The sequence below is a fragment of the Streptomyces sp. NPDC001816 genome (genome assembly GCF_042892235.1).
Lineage (GTDB): Bacteria > Actinomycetota > Actinomycetes > Streptomycetales > Streptomycetaceae > Streptomyces.
The window spans coordinates 65,236-82,160 of the sequence record NZ_JBIATY010000008.1; the positions used below are offsets into that span (position 1 = coordinate 65,236).

Annotated in this window: 22 protein-coding genes; 7 read left to right on the forward strand and 15 right to left on the reverse strand. The window is 70.0% G+C overall.

Annotation, left to right across the window (positions count from 1 at the left end; all coding sequences use genetic code 11):
• The first annotated feature begins 16 nt into the window (after positions 1-16).
• The 5 genes from sigE to ACFYZZ_RS27500 all read left to right on the forward strand — a co-directional run bounded on the left by sigE (position 17) and on the right by ACFYZZ_RS27500 (position 5,691).
• Complete coding sequence (sigE, locus tag ACFYZZ_RS27480) at positions 17-733, forward strand: RNA polymerase sigma factor SigE (protein ID WP_145884486.1); 717 nt, start codon at positions 17-19, stop codon at positions 731-733.
• A complete protein-coding gene (locus ACFYZZ_RS27485; protein WP_389181160.1) occupies positions 730-1,686 on the forward strand; it encodes an anti-sigma factor family protein in 957 nt (318 codons plus the stop codon). The genes sigE and ACFYZZ_RS27485 overlap by 4 nt, the downstream gene beginning before the upstream one ends.
• Positions 1,687-2,401: 715 nt before the next feature.
• Positions 2,402-4,264 carry a S1C family serine protease gene (locus tag ACFYZZ_RS27490; protein WP_389181878.1) on the forward strand — a complete coding sequence of 621 codons (1,863 nt, stop codon included), beginning with the start codon at positions 2,402-2,404 and terminating at the stop codon, positions 4,262-4,264.
• 86 nt (positions 4,265-4,350) lie between these two features.
• Entirely contained in the window at positions 4,351-4,797 is a 447-nt protein-coding gene (locus tag ACFYZZ_RS27495; RefSeq protein ID WP_389181163.1) for a sec-independent translocase, read from the forward strand.
• Positions 4,798-5,019: 222 nt separating this feature from the next.
• A complete protein-coding gene (locus tag ACFYZZ_RS27500) occupies positions 5,020-5,691 on the forward strand; it encodes a hypothetical protein (protein ID WP_389181166.1) in 672 nt (223 codons plus the stop codon).
• Between the two features lie 147 nt (positions 5,692-5,838).
• Here the strand turns inward: ACFYZZ_RS27500 and ACFYZZ_RS27505 are convergent, their stop codons facing one another.
• From ACFYZZ_RS27505 to ACFYZZ_RS27570, 14 genes are all read right to left on the reverse strand, one after another.
• Positions 5,839-7,083 (reverse strand): tyrosine-type recombinase/integrase, encoded by a 1,245-nt coding sequence (locus ACFYZZ_RS27505; protein ID WP_389181168.1) that lies wholly within the window; start codon positions 7,081-7,083, stop codon positions 5,839-5,841.
• The gene (locus tag ACFYZZ_RS27510; RefSeq protein ID WP_161191796.1) at positions 7,083-7,280 is read right to left on the reverse strand and encodes an AlpA family transcriptional regulator; all 198 of its coding nucleotides are present in this window, start codon (positions 7,278-7,280) and stop codon (positions 7,083-7,085) included. The genes ACFYZZ_RS27505 and ACFYZZ_RS27510 overlap by 1 nt, the downstream gene beginning before the upstream one ends.
• Positions 7,281-7,282: 2 nt before the next feature.
• On the reverse strand, positions 7,283-8,704 hold the full coding sequence (gene repSA, locus ACFYZZ_RS27515) for a replication initiator protein RepSA (protein WP_389181171.1): 1,422 nt from the start codon (positions 8,702-8,704) through the stop codon (positions 7,283-7,285).
• Positions 8,701-9,342 (reverse strand): DNA methylase, encoded by a 642-nt coding sequence (locus ACFYZZ_RS27520; RefSeq protein WP_389181881.1) that lies wholly within the window; start codon positions 9,340-9,342, stop codon positions 8,701-8,703. Before ACFYZZ_RS27520 ends, repSA begins: the two co-directional genes overlap by 4 nt.
• A 56-nt stretch (positions 9,343-9,398) precedes the next feature.
• Complete coding sequence (locus tag ACFYZZ_RS27525; RefSeq protein ID WP_389181174.1) at positions 9,399-9,569, reverse strand: hypothetical protein; 171 nt, start codon at positions 9,567-9,569, stop codon at positions 9,399-9,401.
• Between the two features lie 5 nt (positions 9,570-9,574).
• Positions 9,575-9,757: a hypothetical protein gene (locus ACFYZZ_RS27530; RefSeq protein ID WP_389181884.1), complete on the reverse strand. Its 183-nt coding sequence runs from the start codon at positions 9,755-9,757 to the stop codon at positions 9,575-9,577.
• A gap of 91 nt (positions 9,758-9,848) precedes the next feature.
• The gene (locus ACFYZZ_RS27535; RefSeq protein ID WP_389181177.1) at positions 9,849-10,160 is read right to left on the reverse strand and encodes a SpdD protein; all 312 of its coding nucleotides are present in this window, start codon (positions 10,158-10,160) and stop codon (positions 9,849-9,851) included.
• A gap of 14 nt (positions 10,161-10,174) precedes the next feature.
• Complete coding sequence (locus ACFYZZ_RS27540) at positions 10,175-10,330, reverse strand: hypothetical protein (RefSeq protein WP_086083352.1); 156 nt, start codon at positions 10,328-10,330, stop codon at positions 10,175-10,177.
• A 12-nt stretch (positions 10,331-10,342) separates the two neighbouring features.
• Complete coding sequence (locus ACFYZZ_RS27545; RefSeq protein ID WP_030067617.1) at positions 10,343-10,531, reverse strand: mobile element transfer protein; 189 nt, start codon at positions 10,529-10,531, stop codon at positions 10,343-10,345.
• Positions 10,532-10,550: 19 nt separating this feature from the next.
• Complete coding sequence (locus ACFYZZ_RS27550) at positions 10,551-11,216, reverse strand: DUF2637 domain-containing protein (RefSeq protein ID WP_389181181.1); 666 nt, start codon at positions 11,214-11,216, stop codon at positions 10,551-10,553.
• A 79-nt stretch (positions 11,217-11,295) separates the two neighbouring features.
• Positions 11,296-11,469 (reverse strand): hypothetical protein, encoded by a 174-nt coding sequence (locus ACFYZZ_RS27555; RefSeq protein ID WP_389181184.1) that lies wholly within the window; start codon positions 11,467-11,469, stop codon positions 11,296-11,298.
• 5 nt (positions 11,470-11,474) lie between these two features.
• Positions 11,475-11,702 carry a hypothetical protein gene (locus tag ACFYZZ_RS27560; RefSeq protein WP_389181187.1) on the reverse strand — a complete coding sequence of 76 codons (228 nt, stop codon included), beginning with the start codon at positions 11,700-11,702 and terminating at the stop codon, positions 11,475-11,477.
• A gap of 78 nt (positions 11,703-11,780) precedes the next feature.
• On the reverse strand, positions 11,781-13,121 hold the full coding sequence (locus ACFYZZ_RS27565) for an FtsK/SpoIIIE domain-containing protein (RefSeq protein WP_389181190.1): 1,341 nt from the start codon (positions 13,119-13,121) through the stop codon (positions 11,781-11,783).
• A 2-nt stretch (positions 13,122-13,123) separates the two neighbouring features.
• Positions 13,124-13,453 carry a hypothetical protein gene (locus tag ACFYZZ_RS27570; protein ID WP_389181193.1) on the reverse strand — a complete coding sequence of 110 codons (330 nt, stop codon included), beginning with the start codon at positions 13,451-13,453 and terminating at the stop codon, positions 13,124-13,126.
• 188 nt (positions 13,454-13,641) lie between these two features.
• Between ACFYZZ_RS27570 and ACFYZZ_RS27575 the strand changes: the two genes are divergently transcribed.
• Positions 13,642-14,400 (forward strand): GntR family transcriptional regulator, encoded by a 759-nt coding sequence (locus ACFYZZ_RS27575; RefSeq protein ID WP_389181196.1) that lies wholly within the window; start codon positions 13,642-13,644, stop codon positions 14,398-14,400.
• A gap of 903 nt (positions 14,401-15,303) precedes the next feature.
• Positions 15,304-16,116: a phage antirepressor KilAC domain-containing protein gene (locus ACFYZZ_RS27580; protein ID WP_389181887.1), complete on the forward strand. Its 813-nt coding sequence runs from the start codon at positions 15,304-15,306 to the stop codon at positions 16,114-16,116.
• A gap of 102 nt (positions 16,117-16,218) precedes the next feature.
• Here the strand turns inward: ACFYZZ_RS27580 and ACFYZZ_RS27585 are convergent, their stop codons facing one another.
• Positions 16,219-16,455 (reverse strand): hypothetical protein, encoded by a 237-nt coding sequence (locus tag ACFYZZ_RS27585; RefSeq protein WP_389181199.1) that lies wholly within the window; start codon positions 16,453-16,455, stop codon positions 16,219-16,221.
• Positions 16,456-16,925 lie beyond the last annotated feature (470 nt).

Consider the following 16,925-nt stretch of genomic DNA (forward strand, 5'->3'; position numbering starts at 1 on the left):
CGGAGACCGGGGAGGAGTGCTGCGGCGCTTCCTCGGGTCGGCGGGCAGGCCGAAATCCGTGACCGACACCGCTGCTGACCACAGCCACACCGCCGGCTTCGCCGCGGGTGAGACCCAGACCGCGACCTTCTCCACCGACGCGGACGGGCAGGCATGGACTCCGCCCACGTGGGAGGAGATCGTCAGCACGCACAGTGGCCGGGTCTACCGACTGGCCTACCGCCTCACGGGCAACCAGCACGACGCCGAGGACCTCACCCAGGAGGTCTTCGTCCGCGTCTTCCGCTCCCTGTCGACGTACTCGCCGGGCACCTTCGAGGGCTGGCTGCACCGCATCACGACCAACCTCTTCCTGGACATGGTCCGACGCAAGCAGCGCATCCGCTTCGACGCCCTCGGCGAGGACGCGGCCGAGCGCCTGCCCAGCCGCGAGCCCACCCCGCAGCAGGTCTTCAACGACGCCCACTTCGACGCGGACGTCCAGCAGGCCCTGGACACCCTCGCGCCCGAGTTCCGCGCCGCGGTCGTCCTGTGCGACATCGAAGGACTGTCGTACGAGGAGATCGCCGCGACCCTCGGCGTGAAGCTCGGCACGGTCCGCTCCCGTATCCACCGCGGCCGCTCCCAGCTCCGCAAGGCCCTCGCCCACCGTTCGCCCGAGGCGCGCAAGGCCGAGCGGCGCTCCTTCGTGGCCCGTGTCCCCGCTCTGGGGGGAGGGGGCGCGACCGCGTGAGTGGATCTCGACCGAAACCTGCTCCGGCGCACCTCGCCGAGCAGCACCTGGGAGACCGACTCTCCGCCCTGGTGGACGGAGAGCTCGGTCATGAGTCGCGTGATCGCGTCCTCGCCCACCTGGCCACCTGCGCCCGGTGCAAGGCGGAGGCGGACGCCCAGCGACGCCTGAAGAACGTCTTCGCGCAGGCGGCCCCGCCGCCGCCCTCCGAGAGCTTCCTGGCCCGCCTCCAGGGCCTTCCCGGGGGTGGTGACACCGACGGCGACGGCACGTCGGCGCCCGAGGGCGGCCTCTTCGGGCGTGGCCCCGACGCCGGCGTCTTCGGCATGGGACGCGGCGAGCGCTTCGAGTTCGGCTACGTCCCCGCCTCACCCGCCCACTCCGCCGCCCCCGAGGACCGCGGCTTCCGCATCCATCCCGTCGGCCGCCCGGACGCCGACCGCTCCGCCTCGCGCGGGCTGCGGTTCGCGTTCGCCGCCGCCGGCGCGGTGTCGCTGGCCGCGCTCGCCCTCGGCGGCGTGACCACCGCCATCCCCGGCGACGTGGCCGCGGACGCCCGCAGCGGCTCCGGCAGCGGCAACGTGGCCCCGACGCGTTCGCCGGGCACGGGCGCGGCGACGCCCGACTCCCAGCGCCGTCGCGCGGTGGGACCGCTGCTCGCCCAGGGCAGCAGCCTGCTCGGCCAGACCTCGGTGGCGCCGACCTCCATGTCCGCGCCGCTGGTGCCCGGAGTGCCCGCCCCGGCCACGGGACAGGTCCAGGACGCCGTGCACGACCTCACCGCCCCGGTGATGGCGGGCGCGGCCGCGGTCTCCCCGCTGATACGCCCGCTGAGCGAGATCACCCCGTTCTCGCTGACCTCCGGATCCGCGTCGCCCCAGGTGACCGGCCCCGGCCTGCTGTCCGCCCCCGTCCCCGACACCACCGCCGCTCCCTCCCACGAGGCGCCCTGACCTGCCCCTTCGCCGCCGCCGTCGAACCTGGTTGAATCCTGTGAAGCCGTGCCCGCGGCGCTGACCCGGGCACGGAGTCGACGTTCCGCGGCCACCGCCGAAGCTCGGCGCGGCCGCGGCCAGCCGTGGGGAGAGCATGAACGAGGGGAACCCGACGTCCGTCCCGCCCGGGGAGCGCGTGGGTCACGGGGAACAGACGTCGGCCGGGGAATCACCGGCGAGTCCCGCAGTCGGCGACTTCGAACTGGCGAAGCCTGCGGCGGTTGCACCGGGCGGCACGGGGATGGGCGGGGTGGCTGAGCCTGTTGCTGCTCAGCCTGCTGCGGCTGAACCGGTGGTGGCTGAGCAGGCGACTGCGGATTCGGCGACGGCTGCGGCAGAGCCGGTAACGGCAGAGTCGGCCGGGGGCGAGCTGGGGACAGCAGAGCCGACCGGGGGAGCGTCGGCCACGGCAGCGTCGGGCGGGGGAGCGTCGGCCGGGGCGGGCTCCGTCACGGCAGCGTCGGCCGGGGGAGCGTCGGCCATGGCAGCGTCGGGCGGGGGAGCGTCGGCCATGGCAGCGTCGGCCGGGGCGGGCTCCGTCGTAGTACCGCCTGCCGAGCGCCCCAAGCCCCTGCACGACCCCGACCCCTACAGCACCCCGCCCTACGGCGAGCCGGGCCCCTGGGCGCCCGCACCACCGGTCCAGCACCCGGCGGCGACAGCGGCCCAGGGAATGCCGACAGCGACGGTTACACAGCCGCAGGCGGCAGCACATGTTCCGGCCGCTTCGCAGAGGCCGACGATTCCGCAGGCACCGGCGGCCGCACAAGCTATGGCCGCACCGCAGCCAACTGCCGCTTCGCAGGCGCCGACGGTCCCGCAGCCCCCGGCTGCCCCGCAGGTCTCCACTGCTCCACAGGCACAGGCATCTCCACAAGCACCCGCCGCTGCCCAAGCCCAGGCCGCCCCGCAGCCACCTGCAACTGTCCAGCCGCAGGCCGCCCCGCAGGTCCCCGCACCCGCCGCTCCACAGGCACAGGCATCTCCACAAGCACCCGCCGCTGCACAAGCCCAGGCCGCCCCGCAGGCACCCGCCGCTGCACAAGCACACGCGGCCCCTCAGGCACCCCACCCGTCACAGGTGTCGGCGCAGGCTGTGCAGCCCGCGCCGGGGTACGTGGCTCCGGTCTCGCCCGCCCCCGCGGACCCGGGTGCGCCCCCGCCGGCGGATGCCTCGGTGTCCGCGCCGGGCGCGCCGTCGGCGTGTGCGCCGGGGGAGCTGCCCGGCCCCGGCCACGGCTCCGGCCCCGGCCCCGGTGCCGTGGTCGCGGCCTCGCCGGAGGCCGGTGCTTCCGTTCCGCCGGAGCGAGCCGACGCAGGCCCCTGGCAGCGCTACGACCCCTGGGCCGCGTCCGCCGCCGGGCAGCAGCCTCTCGTGCACGGACCGCTGCAGCAGACCGGTGCGGCGGTGCTCACCAAGGAGCAGCGGAGCAAGCGGGGCAAGCGGATGCTTCTCGGGTGGACGCTGCTGGTCGCCGTCGTCTCCAGCGGCATCGGCGGGATCGCCGGCGCCTATGTCGAGCGCGAGGGCGTGGGCGACGTACAGCTGCCGCAGGCCGGAAAGGTGCCCGCCGGACGCGCGCCGGACAGCGTCGCCGGGATCGCCGCCAGGGCGCTGCCCAGCGTCGTCACCCTGCACGTACGCGGGGCCGACGAGGCGGGCACCGGCACCGGCTTCGTGCTCGACGCCCGCGGCCACATCCTCACCAACAACCATGTCGTCCAGCCCGCCGCGTCCGGGGGCGAGATATCGGTGACGTTCAGCAGCGGCGCCACCGCCAAGGGGAAGGTCGTGGGCCGCGACAGCGGATACGACCTGGCCGTCGTCCAGGTCAGCGGCGTCCACGGGCTCACCCCCATGCCCCTCGGCAACTCGGACAACGTCCAGGTCGGCGACCCGGTCGTCGCCATCGGTGCCCCCTTCGACCTGGCCAACACCGTCACCTCCGGCATCATCAGCGCCAAGGAACGGCCCATCACGGCCGGCGGGGAGAAGGGCGACGGCAGCGACGTGTCGTACGTCGACGCGCTGCAGACCGACGCCCCCATCAACCCGGGCAACTCCGGCGGCCCCCTCCTCGACGCCCAGGCCCGGGTCATCGGCATCAACTCCGCCATCCGCTCCGCCGACGACGGCACCGACTCCGGGACCGGACAGGCCGGCTCGATCGGCCTCGGCTTCGCCATCCCGATCAACCAGGCCCGGCGGGTCGCCGAGGAACTGATCAACGACGGCCACGCCACCCACCCCGTCATCGGCGTCACCCTCGACATGGGCTACACCGGCGACGGCGCCCGTATCGACACCACGGCCCGGGACGGCGGCCCCGCCGTGGCCAAGGGCGGTCCCGGCGACCGGGCCGGCCTGCGCGCGGGCGACGTCATCACCGAGGTCGACGGACAGCGCGTCCATTCGGGCGAGGAGCTGATCATCAAGATCCGGGCCCACCGGCCGGGCGACGGGCTGCGTCTGACGGTCGAACACGGGGGCACAAGGGAGGTCTCACTCGTGCTGGGCGCTTCAGACCAGAACTGACAGAAGTCTCACCTCGGGACGGTACCGGTCCGACAGCTACGCCGGGTACCGTTGAGCGACCGAGAACATCGCAATGGGAGCGTCAGGTGTTCAATGACATAGGACCACTCGAGCTGGTGACGATCATCGTGCTCGCTGTGCTCGTCTTCGGTCCCGACAAGCTCCCGAAGGTCATCCAGGACGTGACGCGCACGATCCGGAAGATCCGCGAGTTCTCGGAGAGCGCGAAGCACGACATCCGCAGCGAACTCGGCCCGGAGTTCAAGGACTTCGAGTTCGAGGACCTCAACCCCAAGACGTTCATCCGCAAGCAGCTGGACAACGACGAACTGGGGCTGAAGGAGATCCGCAACGGCTTCGACCTGAAGAAGGAGATGGCCGAGGTCACGGACGCCGTCCACGGCCACGAGAGCGAGGCCTCGTCCTCGTCCTCCTCCTCTTTGTCCTCCTCCGGCGGTCGCATCGACATGACCAAGAAGCCCGAGGACACCGGCAAGGACGACCGTCCGCCGTTCGACGCGGACGCCACCTGACCGGACCCGACACGCGCACCGAGCGGCGGACGTGACGCGTTTCATAGGCCGCACCCGCCGCTCACAGCGCGAACAGGCCTTCTGCGCGACCCACGCGCCGGGCGCTTTCCCTGCTGCTCTCATCGGTGTGGATATGCTGCCGAGTTGTTGTGCGGACCGGACACTACGCCCGAAGGGGGGCGGGCCACCCCGGTCCGACGAGAGCGAGGAGGCGTCCGGGAGATGGAGACGACGAGTCGGGTGGGCGCGCAGGCGTCGGCCGCGGAGGGCGGACAGCAGTTCCCCTCCGCCCGGCGTACGGTCAGCGGCTATCTGCAGGCGCCCTTCCCGTGGTACGGCCTCGACGAGGCGTTCACGGGGCCCCGCTGGCTGATGCAGGTCGGCACCGCGGCCGACGGCGCCGTCGAACACGGGTCGATCGGGCACGGTGACGAGCCCTCCGTCCGCAACGAGCACGTCGCCGCTTCGGCGGACGAGCCCCGGGAGAAGTTCGCGGTCGTGGTGACCGTGGCGGCGAACCCGTCCCGGCGCAGCGCCGACGGCACGGGCCTGCTGGAGGCGACCTCGGTCTCCTCGGCGGCGTGGCTGGCGGGGGTGGGGCTGCTGTCGTTCACGTGGCCCGGCCAGATGGACCACAGCCTGCGGGACGACTGGCTGGAGCAGCAGACGGAGACCGCGTGGGCCCTGGCCGATGACCTCGAAGGACCCGAGTGGTCCACCCTCTCCCTTCCGGTGGACGGGGTGCCCATGCCCTTCCACTACCAGGAGTCCGAGTTCGGCTGGGTCCTCGCCGGCTCCACGCACCAGGGCGTGCACCTGGGCGCGTACGGCAGAGGAATGAGCGCCTACGGCCTCGGCTTCGCCATGGTCAAGGACATCTCGACCTACGCCTAGCACGAGCACGGAGCAAGGCTCTACGACGAAGGGGGCGCCGTCCGCAACGGACGGCGCCCCCTTCGTCGTAGAGGCCCTGGAACTGCCCTGGGGCTGACTGGAAGCCCTGAGGCTGCCTAGAACTTGTTCCTCTGGTAAAGCAGCAGGTCACCGACCTTCCGAGTCATCCGGGGCCGTGCTCGGGCCGTCAGAGCGGGAAGACTCCGTGAAGAGGGCATCCACGGCGGACCGGGTCCGGCTGTCGCTGCTGGGCATGAGGTGTGTGTACGTGCGCAGCGTGAACGCCGGATCTGCATGACCGAGGTATTCGCTCAGGGCCTTGATGCTCTCCCCGGCGTCGAGCAGGACCGATGCGTAGAAGTGCCGCAGCGCGTGCATGCCGTTTCCAGGCCCGGGGGTGATTCCGCCGGCCACAAGCGCCGGGTGCCAAAACTGCTTGTTGAACGAATTGCGGGCGATTGCCGCACCAGCCGGGGATCGGCAGATCAGCGGCACGGAAACAACCGGACCATCCAGCGTCCGCCACGACAGCTTGGCGTCCACGGGCGGGTACCGAGTCAGGTGGGCCTTCAGGGATGCAGCCACCGAATCTGGCAGGGGTACGTCTCGCACCTTGCCGCCCTTGGGTAGGGCAAAGACCGGGCGCCACCGTAGGAGCTTCACCTGTCGCACGACGTGCAGAGTGCCGCTCTCGAAGTCGACATCACCCACGCCGAGCCCGAAGGCTTCACCCTGGCGAAGTCCACAACCGGCCGCAAGGTCGACAAGCACTCGGTAGCGGTCGTCGAGCGCAGTCCGCACAGCGCGCACCTGCTCATACGACCAGGGGACAACCTTTCGTGGATCAAGACGCGGTGCCTTCACCGAACGCGCGCGGCAGGGGTTCTCATGGATGACTCGATCCTCCACCGCAGCGGTGAACACGGTCGAGACGTGCGCGAAGATGACCCTGCGATATGCGGCAGCAAGGCGGATCTCCTCCAAGGTCCGCAACCAGGACCGTATGTGTGACGGAGTGAATGACGCCATCGGCCGGTGCCCGATGTGCGGGAAGGCGTGCAGACGCAACCGGGATTCGACGGACTCACGCGTCAGCGGATCAGCGTCCTGGCTTCTCATCCACTCTTCCGCGAACTGCTGGAAGGTGATCCGTCCGGCACGGGGCGAGACGTAGGCCCCGCGAGCCATGTCGGATTCGAGGTTGGCGAGCCACTGTTCAGCCTCGCGTTTCCGGCGATCCGGAAAACTCTTGGACTTCTCCGTGCCGTCCGGCGCGATATACCGGGCGCGGTAACGCATGCCGGTACCGTGCCGCTCGGTCTTGACCTTGATGGGCTTGCCGTCCGGTCCGATCTCGGTCTTGTACCAGCGATCTTGGATGTGGCCAGCCATTAGGCAGCCTCCCCGATTCGGGAGTCCACCCAGGCCCGCACGTCGCTGGGGTCGAAACGCAGGTGCCGGCCGACCCGGAAGCCGCGGGGACCGGTGTGCTTCCGGCGCCACTGGTAGACCGTCTCCACGCTGGGAAGCTCGAACATCTCGACCAGGTCCTCAGGGGTCAGGAACCGGTTCGGCAGCTCTGAGGCCATGGTCAGCAGTTCCTTTCGTCGGCGAGCAGGGCGGGTGGTTCTTCGCGGGCGATCTCGCGGTTGTGCTGGATGTCGCGGCGGATGTTGGCGGCGAGCCAGGATTCGCCGGGGGTGTGGCCGTGGCCGGCGTAGGTCCAGTGGGCGAGGGTGAGCGTGGTTGCCTCCGGGTTGTCGTCGGGGTCGGGCAGGCCGAGCGCTTCGCGTTGTTGTGCGGCGCGGTAGTCGGCGCGGGTCTGGCGGAGGGCGCCGAGGGTGGTGGAGTAGCGGCGGGACTTGGTGGAGAAGTGGCCTCGGAAGCCGAGCATGTGAGCCCAGTCCCGGAGCTTCCGGTCGGGGTAGAGCGCGTGCAGGTCGAGGCACGCGGCGATGAGCCGGGCGGGGTGGTCGGGCACGTCGAGCAGGACCAGGGCCTCTTTGTTGCCGATCCGGCGATCGACCGTGCCGGTCGTCTCGGCCGCTTTGGTGGCGTACTTGGCGACGTAGGAGGCGACCGCCTGTTCGGTGATCTCTTCGCCATGGCCGAAGGCGCCGATCGGCTGGATGTCGAGCTGTGTGCCCCACCGCAGCGTGCGCGCCGGCTCGGTACGCGCCGGTTGCTCGGGGTCCGGCTGATACTGAGCGGCGGGGACATCGACCGCGACGCGGGCAGTGGCGGCGTGGATCGCGTCGGTGAGCAGGTCGAGGGTGGCCCAGGCCGGCGGCAGGTCGTCGGGCCCGCCGGGGCCGTCGAATCGGATCACGGCGTGGAAGTGCACGGCGCCGCGTTTCTGGTATTCGGCGACCTTGCCGAAGGAGACGCGGGACTGTTCGCGGGCGGCTTTCTGGGTGAGTCCGGCGCGGCGGGCGATCTCGCGGCGGAGGTAGATCGTGAAGTAGCGCCACAGGTCGGAGGCGTGGTTGTTCCACAGCACAGCGCCCGCGTAGTCGTAGGTGTCGGGGTCGAGCGGGGTACCGAGTTCGGGCGCGTCCTCCGCGTGGCGGGTGCCGCAGCGGCAGGGCCGGTTGCCGGGCCGGTTGTGGACCGGGCCGAACGAGGGTGCGGTGAGGGTGGCGAAGACGCGGGGGTGATCGCGGATGGTGTGCGGGGTGCCCTTGTCGGGGTCGCCGACGAGGCCGGCGCGGATGAGGTGGTAGGTGTCGCCGGCGTAGGTCCAGGCGCAGGACGGGCAGCGCGAGGCGCGGCGGTTGCCGCAGGCAATGCGGAGCCGTCCGCCGGGTTCGGTGTCGGTCGAGTAGGAGTGGAGGACGTGGCCGGTGGCCTTGTCGCGGGTGACGGTGGAGCCCATGAGGTGGATCGGGTCGGAGCAGCCGCCGGTGCGGCGGATCTGGTCTTGAACACGGTCGAAGCCGGTGGACCCGGCCAGCCTCAGCACGTCGGCGAGGGTGGCCGGGTCCAGGCCCGCCATGGTGGCGGTGTCGGTCACGCGAAGACCTCCTGACGGGCGCTCAGGAAGGCGGTGCCGATCCACTTGGTGAAGGCGGGCGGGATCGCTTCGGTGAGTTCCTCGCGGACGTCGGTCCAGGCGATGCCCATGGCCTGCTGCATCTCCGGGACGGTTGCCTTGCCGCCGCCGTTGCCGTAGGCAGCCACGTAGGGGCCCTCACGTTTGACGCCGTGGCGGTGGCCGCGTACGTAGCCCCGGTGCTTGGGGTGAGCCGGGCGGGCGGTGGCCCAGCGGCCGAGTTCGAAGTTCCGGTGACGCAGCACCGCGAGGCCGAACATCTCGCCGCACAGGGTGAGGTCTTTGCGGATCTGGGCCCGTCCGTTGGGCTGTTCGATCACGTACGGCAGGGGTGAGGCGTCGAGGAGTTCTCGGGTGGCGGCGACGAGGTCGGTGTGGGTGCCGCCCCAGCCCTGTGAGGCGTTGGTGCCCACGGTGAGGGCGCAGCCGGCCTGGCAGGGCGGGGAGGCGTGCACGAGGGTGTACCGGTCGATGTCACCGGTGGTGATCAGGTGGGCGAGGTATTCGAGCGCGTCACCCCGGTGGTAGGCGAAGGGGTAGCGGGGGCGGTCGGCGATGTCGCAGCCGTCGACCTCGAACCCGGCCCGGTGGTAGCCCATGGCCGCCCCGCCGGCACAGGAGAACAGGTCGAGGACGCGGGACCGGTGCGCGGCGGTCACTTCTGGTCCTCCTTCGCGGTGTGGGCGTCGATCCACTCCTCGGCGCACACCTTGTGGACGGGCTTGCCCCGGTCGGAGCGGAGCGGGGTGGGCTTGGTGCAGATCACGCACGGCTGGTCGCCGGTGTGGTCGAAGTGCTCGGGCGAACGCCAGTCGAGGAGCGCCACGGCCGTCACCTCCCGACCTTGGCGAGCGCGGAGGCGGGGGCGGTGTGGCCGGTGCCCTTGCAGGTCGGGCAGGTGACGCGGAGGGTGGCGCGGGTGCCGTCGGCGTGGCGGGTGCCGGTGGTGATGGCGGCGGTGGCGAAGCCGTCGCAGTCGCGGCAGACGGGCGTGTTCAGGGCGCGCTGGGGCATCATGAGGTTTCCCTTTCGGGTCCGATGGGTCTGGAAGGGGTGCAGGCGCCGGGGCGGCGGATCTTTGGCGAGAGAGCCGCCCCGGGGCCGTTCAGTGCTTGTGCAGGTCCTTGATGAGCAGGCGCAGGACGACCGCGACCACGGCGACGGAGACGCCGGTAATGGCGACCGCGAGCAGTAGCGAGACCAGGACCGCGCCGACGACGAGGACCGCGGCGCCGCCGCCGGCGGCGAGGGCGAGCGCGCTGCCGGGGGTGAGCTGGACGGTGGGCCGGTTCGAGGCCGGGGCGACCGGGACCGGCGCCGGGGCCGTCGGCTGGACGGGCGCCGAGGTGTAGGCGGTCGGGGCGGTAGCCGTGGCGGGCGGTGCGGTGTCCTGAGGCGGGTACTTCGGCGTGAACACGAGGCGGTTCCCTTCTACTTGAGGACGGTGCCGAGGGCGGGGGCGAGGAAGCTTCCGGCGACGAGGTAGCCGCCGACCAGGAGCACGGCGACCAGCCACCACGGCGGGCGGGCGAGCTTGACGCCGAGCCATCCGACGACGAGCAGGGCGAGCCAGAGCGGTACGTCCATGGCGATCTCCCCTCAGGCCTTGCAGCGGTGGGTGCGGGCGGCGAGTTCGGCGCCGGCGCGGGTGTCGTAGTCGGCGGCGAAGCCGCAGCCGGGGGCGGTGCAGGCGGCGGTGTGCTTGTCGCGGCCACGGCCGTCGTAGGACGTGGCGACCTGCACGGGGCCGATGCGGATCACGTTGCGGAAGCGGCGGTAGGCGGTCACGGGCGTTTCTCCTTCCTGGTCAGGTGAGTTGGAGTTCTGCGGCGATGGCGTCGGCCATCGGGGCGGGCAGTTGGAGCCGGGCGGACAGGGCGTCGGCGGGCATCGGAGACCCGGTGGAGGCCCGGTGGGCGTCGGCGATCTTCCGGGCGTGGTCGAGCAGCGCGACAGGAACAGCGGGAGCGCTCGGCGCGGGCTTGGGCGATGCGGGGGTCAACTCCGGCACGGCCGCGACGGGAGCCGGGGCGGGGGCGGGTTCCTCGGTGCGGTGCATCTCGACTTCCGGCGCGGCCACCTCCTCCACAGCCCGTGGAGGACTGGCCGGGTCGGTGGGCGAGTGGACCAGGAGAGTTCCGCCGAGGAAGGCCAAGGCGGGCCAACCGGCGACGAGGATGCGCAGCCAGGCAGGCACGTGGGCCAGGTCGAGGAGTCCGGCGGTGGCGATGTTCGCGCCGAGCGATGCGAACAGGGCGATCACGAACCAGGTCCAGGCGGAGCGGTCGCGGCGGGCCGTGCGCAGCCGACGCCAGGCGGCGACAAGAAGCAGGTCGACCGAGACCGGGTAGGCCCATGCTTTCCAGCCGGTCTGTCCGGCGGCTTCGGCCAGGTCGTGCAGGTGGGCGAAGGACAGCGCGCCGGCGATGACGGCTTGTACGAGTACGGCATCCGGGCGGATCGGTCGGGACATGCGGGGCACCTCCCTTCAGGGGGAGTTGGGCCAGGGGCGGGCGGGGAACGGTGTCCGGCCGCCCAGCCCCGGCGGGGGTTCAGTCGGTGGGGGCTTCGCCGGAGCCGAGGCAGTTCAGGCAGATCCCGGTCTGTTTGCCGACGGTGCGGCGCTTGCGGCCCACCTGGACCGTGCGGGAAACCTCACCGGAGCCGTTGCAGACCGGGCACGGCGCGGGCTGGTCCGGGGGCGGGGCGGTCTTCGGCTCGGCCACGGCGATCAGTCCTCGCCGAGGCGGGGGTAGCCGTGACCGGCGGGCGGGTAGGCGCCAGCGGCGCGGGCCGCGAACTCCGCAGCGAAGATCTCGCCCAGGACCACGACGAACTCGTCCACGACCAGACCGAGGTACAAGTCGTTCTGCAAGGTCTCGTAGAGTCCGCCGAACCGGTTGACGTCGTCGCGCTCCTGCGGGGTGAACTCGTACTCGTACCTGGGGTTTTCCGGCATTGCCGTCCTCCTGTTTTCGGCATGGCGCGGGTAGGGACTTGGCGCGAAGCGGTCGCGCCGACCGTGGCGGAGCGGGTGTTACTCGGTGACCGGCCGGGGCTTGACCAGCGACGGACCGGCCGCCGGCGCGGGGGCGGGCACGTGGGGGCGGAACGGGTCGAGGAACGGCAGATCCGGGACCAGGTGGGCGAACTCCCGGCAGACCGCCACGACTTCATCGCGGCTGGTGTTCGGTGTGCGGATCTTCGACCAGCCGCCGGAGGAGTCCGCCGCGACAGCGGTTCCGGGGCGGTTCATCGGGATCAGGCTCGCGGCCGGGACCGCGTCCGGGGCCACGTCCGCCAGGCCCATTTCGGCGGTCTGCTTGTCGTTGACGCGGTGCACTACGCGGCCGGTGAGCTGAGCGCGGAGCATGGTGGCGCCCTTGCCCAGGTCGGAGCCGAAGCGCTGCCCGCAGATCTCCAGGTAGATGCCGATCGCGCGGGCCATCTGCGCCAGCCGGATCAGCGCGGTGACGATCCGTTCCCTGATCTCCTCATCCTTCTTGGAGGAGATCAGGAACAGTTCCGCCACCTCGTCGACCAGGACGACCACCGGCACCGGCCGCAGCTCTTCGGGCAGTTCCCACAGGTCGGAGACCCCGTGACGGCTCAGCAGGTCGAAGCGGGCTTCCATCTCCGCGACCAGGACGCCGAGCAGTGAGGCGGCATCGTCGGGACTGGTGACCAGCGCCGACAGGCGGGGCGCGAAGGCGGACTGTTCCACCCCGCGCTTGCAGTCGACACCGACCAGGGCCACCGGCAGTTGCGCCAGTCCCTTGATCAGGTTGCGCTGATACATGGACTTGCCGGAATGGTTGGCGCCCAGGGTGAGCGCCATCGGTGCCTTGCGGTAGTCCCGCTCGAACGCGGTCCCGTCCTCCCGCACCGCGACCGGAACGGCCATGCCGTGCGGGCGGGCCTTGCGGGGCATCCGCACCCGGCGCAGCACGTCATAGCCGGTCATCCGCAGTTCGACGAAACCGGGCTTCGTCTCGACCACGGTCACCGAGTGGACACCCCAGGCGTGCCGGAGCCGTTCGGAGGAGGCGATCACGTCGGCGGGCTCCAGGCCGGCGGGAAGCCGCAGCGTCACCCGTAGTCCGGTCGAGGTGCCGCGTACCCGGCGGATCTTCGGCGGGACCGGCTGTACCTCACGGCGGGCGACGCTGCGGGTCATGAACGCCCGCAGACCCGACGGGTGCACCGTCAGTCCGCACACGTCCATCGTGGAGCGGTACGAGAGGGTGAAGCGGCCCCAGGTGACCGGCATCCCGACCAGCGACCAGTACACACGCGGCGCGCGTACCTTCGCGTAGCCGAGACCGCTGGCACCGGCCAGGGCTCCCGTGGCCTCCAGCCACATCGTCAGGTCGGTCATGGTCAGGCCGCCGGGGTGATCGCGACCGCGCGGAACGAGATCCCGTGCCGCTTCTGGCCGTTGAACTCGTTTTCCCAGTCACGGGCCTTCAGACCGATGACCTTCACCGGCATGCCCGGCGCCAGACCCTCCGGGTAACCCGTCTCCGGGATGGTCACCTGGTACAGGTTCCCCTCCCCCTCGTCCGAGACCAGCAGACCCACGGTCGACAGACCCGCGCCGGTCTCGCGGTCCATGGCCCGCTCACCGGTCTTGGCGTTGGCCAGCTTCGGCGTCGGCGCGGTCGCCACGAACACCACAGCGGTCGAAGTGTCGATCTTGAAAGACGGCATGAGCACATCCCTCGTTCTGGGAGGCCGCCCAACGCGACCTCTCTAGACATCTCCATTGGAGCACCTCTCTAGAGATGCCGTCAAGGGAGATGTCTAGAGACGTTGTCGTAACCGGATTGCGGCACGCGTACAGAGCGGGTGCCGCGCCTATGGCCTAGGCTGTCTAGAGAAGAGAGGAGGGCTCCGGAATGGCCAACACCGACAACGACCGTCGGCCGAAGTACCAGCGGATCGCAGACGCTCTACGTGAGGCGATCCAGTCGGGCGAGTACGGTCCCGGTGATCGGCTTCCGGGAGAGAACGACCTCATGGCCGCGCATGGCGTGGCCCGCATGACGGCCCGCCAGGCCCTGGGCGTGCTCAAGGACGAAGGGATTGCCGAGTCACGCAAAGGCGCCGGCGTGTTCGTCCGAGGCTTTCGGCCGCTCCGGCGGCGCGGGATCCAGCGGTTGGCGCAGGAGCAGTGGGGTAGCGGCCGTTCCATCTGGTCTGCCGACATCGAGAACCGCACGCTTGTTGTGGACCAGGTGGCCGTGTCGGAGGAGGCCGCGCCCGAGCGCATCGCCCCGGTTCTGGATCTCGCAGACGATGACCGCGTGTGTGTGAGGCGTCGACGGTTTGTCCTGGACGGTAAGCCCGTGCTTCTCGCGACGAGCTACCTCCCGGCATCGATCGTCGCGGGGTCGGCGATCACCCGGGAGGACACGGGACCCGGCGGAACGTACGCCCGTCTCGCCGAACTCGGCTACAAGCCGGTGCACTTCCGCGAGGAGATCCGGTCGCGCATGCCCTCGAAGGACGAGGCGGCGCAGTTGAGCATGTCCGCGGGCACGCCGGTCATGCTGATCTGCCGGACCGCTTTCGCGGACGAGGGGCGCCCCGTCGAGATCAACGAAATGACGCTCGATGCTGCCTCATACATCCTGGAGTACGACTTCGACGCGTGATCCAACGCGAGTTGTTACAGGTTTCTCTACCTCATCAAGCCCCGGCTGCGCTCCGCTCCGCCGGGCGCGCTCCCGGCTCCGCTGCGGGCGCCGCTCCTGCCTCCGGCTCGCTCCGCCCGCGCTGCGCCGACGCGCGCCCACTGGTGGATAGGGCCAGTGGCCATGAGTCGATCACCACGTATGCGACGGTCAGAACTGTGCCTCCGGCGGGGGATCGGCCGGCACCGGGATGGAGGGGGCGCCGTTGCCGACTGCGGGTCCGTCGTGGCGGATGCTGGGGGCTCCCATCCCGTACACCATCGCCCCAGGCAGAGCCGAGCAGACGCGGCCCCTGGCGTCCAGGTCGTTCGTACAGTGGCGCGCTCCACCTGGACGCCAGGAACCACGCCTGCTCCACGGTGTGTGGGTCGACGGCGTACGGGATGGGAGCTGGGGTGGGTGGTAGGTGACAGCAAGGTCCACAGCTCATCATGACCTTCGAAATGAAGGTCGTGATCTCGATCCTTTGTTACCGCGCAGTGTTCGCCGGGCTGGGATCAATCACGCTGTGCACTTTGAGTAAGCAGTGCCGTGAGGTGCCCAACCTCTCGCATACGCAGGTGACGCGCGTAGGTTCATCGACCCAGAGGAGACTTCCGTCACACAACTGGGTTTGAGTCCTAGCAAAACGGTCCACCGTGGCACGCCGTGACGGGGCACCGATCAGGGAGGTTGCCGCGGAATCGAAGGCTCCGGCCGAAACGCGGGGCACGCAGTGTCTAGCGAGAGAATGACTCTCTGTCAGGAAGGTCCCGTAACCTGATTGTCATGAGGCCGCCTTCGAAGTGAAGGCGGCCAAGACAGCTCGCGTGCGGGTGGAGCCGCCGAGAGCTCGGAGTTCAAGGGAGTTCAACCTTGTCCAACGTGGACCCTACCGTGCCACCAGAAAAAGGTAACCCCCGGGGCAGCCTTTTCGATCGGCTGATGCTCCTGGATCACAACGGCCAGGAGTGCTGGTCCGCTCGCGACCTTCACGCCCTCATGGGCTACGACAGGTGGGAGCGCTTTGAGGTGGCCATCAATCGGGCCATCGCCGCAGCCGAGAACAGCGGGCTCGACCCGCTTGACCACTTTCGGGGCGCATCGAAAACGATCAACGGTGGCCGGTGGGGCAGGCAGATGGTCTCCGACTACCGCCTCACCCGCTACGCCTGCTACTTGATCGCCATGAACGGCGATCCGCGCAAGCCGGAGATCGCAACAGCCCAGACGTACTTCGCCGTGAAGACTCGGGAAGCGGAGGCCAGGCAGGAGCCTGCGGACGTCTCCAGCCCAGAGGGCATCCTGGCTCTCGCCGAGAAGTACGTTGAAGCTGCGCGCGAACTCGTCTCGACGAAGAAGGAGCTTGCGATCGCTGCACCGAAAGCGGGTAAGTGGGACGCCTTCTGTGACTCTGATGGCCTCATCGACATGGCAGCCGCCGCGAAGGCCCTGAACAAGATCACTGGCGGGCTCGGGCGCACCAAGTTCATGGAGTTGCTGCGCCGCGACGACATCCGCTTCCTGCAGCGCCAGAACCCCCGTCTGCCCTACGAGTGTCACACCAAAGCCGGCCGTGCCGAGGTGAAGTTCATAGCAACGCCCAACGGTCAGTGGGTGGAACAGACCCTTTTCACCTCGAAAGGTCTGGACTGGCTCGTCGACCGGCTCAGCGGCTCGATGCTGCCGGCGGCATGACGCACCCGTAGTGAGTTCACGTCTCCGGCAGCGCGATTGCGGACGCGGGAGGCACAGATGGGCCCGGGCAACGTATGGTCACCCGGGCCCGATCATCTGTGGTCACACGATGTGAACGCGCTCCAAGTTGCCCTGCTCGTCGCGCAGGAGCACTTCCTTGCCGTCCTGCATCTGTTCGGCTAGGAAGCCATACACCTGCACGGAGCGGTTGATGACGTCCGTCTTGGATAGTCCTGTGATCCTCATCAAGGTGGCGACAGCCTGCGCAGCAGCCGCGATGAGGGTCACGGTGAAGCGCTCGTTCTCGCGCACGGCTTGCAGGCCGTTTGAACGAGTCACGCGCACCTTCCTCTCTGTTATGTCCCCCGAGCCCTCTTCTCTGGCCTATCTGTCTTCTGATCACGTCCCTGATCTTCTGTCAAGCGGAGGCTACGCCGCCGGTGACCTCCATCATCGCATGCCCTAACCAATCATGCACCAGATTGGTGCATGAGAAGCACCAGAATTTCTGGTTGCAGGTGCATTACGGGTCGCTTCCGGCGTATGCTCGTCCCGGGACGGAGCGCGGAGCACGGAGGGTGAGCTCCGTCCCACTGGTGAGGGCTCGGACTAGCCGGGCCCCAGCAGCTACTGGGGGTAGCAGCGATATGTCCGACGTATTGCCCGTACTCACCGTCGATCTTTACGGGGACCCGCCCTAGCCAGGGTCAGGCCCGATCGCGTGGTGAGTCCCGTGGCGACAGCGGCTGATCAAGGGCAAGAGTCCTACGGCCTGCTGCGGACACCGAGTTCAGGCGTTTGCGCTCGGT